At 45.3% G+C, this 1,317-nt stretch carries 1 protein-coding gene; it reads right to left on the minus strand.

Annotated features, from left to right (window positions below; genetic code table 11):
• Nucleotides 1-1,072 (minus strand): serine protease (locus R7P35_RS24695; RefSeq protein ID WP_318092990.1); only part of this gene is annotated, 1,072 nt, incomplete at its 3' end.
• Nucleotides 1,073-1,317 lie beyond the last annotated feature (245 nt).

Here is a 1,317-nt window from a genome sequence, read left to right on the forward strand (position 1 = left end):
CATCGGAACCTTTGAAATCACAATTATTGGTTGCAATACCATCGTGACACTCTTTGCCCGCTTCTTCTCTAGCATTGATGATAAAATTTGGTTCAGTGATGTAACGGTTTGGTGGTGTGTCGGCAGTAATGTAAGACTGAACCCAATCGTAGTAGTTACTGACCTTCGTATAAAAACTTGGAATGGTCAGCGAGCCACAAGTCGGCAATACCAAAGGACCACCACTCACGACACCAATTTGCTTGCCTGTCGCAATGTCCAGCAGCGGGCCACCGCTGTCCCCTTTACAAGCAGAGTTACCATATTGAGTGCTGCTGCTTGGCTCTAAAATCCTATTGAATGTGGGCACTGTACAGATCTTAGTCGCATTGCTTCTAGAGTTAATCAACCCCGGATAGCTATTACCAATTTCCAGACGCTCATAACACTTGTCTATCGGAAGAAAACCGATCTGAGTGGTTTGTAACAAAGGAGAAGCCTCCGATGCCATTGGCGTTGTTGTTCCCCATCCATAAACCTGAACATTTTCAGTTCGCTGGTTGGTGTCGTAGTTATCGTTCCAATCCGCAGCTAATCGTGCCTCAATGCTGATCATGTCTTCTTTCGTGGCGAGGTCAGCCACATTCACCCCAGTAACTGGGCGAGTAAGGTAAAGCAGCGCAATGTCATTATCGAGCGCCGTTTGAATAGGCTTCACATTCCCCTTGCTGTCAACATCCGCTTTCGAGATACGAGTATAGCTTGGATGCACGACGATATGCGAAACGGTGTAGTAGTTGTCGATACTCGTATCGTGAAGATTATGTACACGAGCAGTGATAGACAGTTCACCCGGTTGGGTAACGTAATAGCTCGCTTCGTTCGAACCTTGCCCCATTACGACACAGTGGGCCGCTGTCATTACCCACTGGTCAGTGACCATAGTGCCGCCACAGTTTTGAAATTCCGCCATGTTACTGGCTCGAATCGCAACGCGATCTGCAGGGTTTGACTCCACACTGCCCAAAACGATGGCCTGAGCGGATTGGACACTCATTGCAGCAGCCATCAGTGCAAATAATTTTTTGTACATAATCGTCTTCAATTTGGTAAGCCTGAGCGTATCTTCTTCGAGAGACGAATCTTGGAAAATCCAACGAATAAAAATGTGCGATTCAATTCATTGGATTACCTTGGGTACACATTCAATATCAATCAAAAATGCCAACTGACTCGCACGCAAACCGACTTATTCAAACTAATAAAAACATCGATAACACAAAGATTACGCAGTAAAAAAGAGGCGCAAGAACATTGTGCTATTTAATTGATGAAAAA

Source organism: Vibrio sp. Vb0304, from assembly GCF_033338995.1.
Classification (GTDB): Bacteria; Pseudomonadota; Gammaproteobacteria; order Enterobacterales; family Vibrionaceae; genus Vibrio; species Vibrio alginolyticus.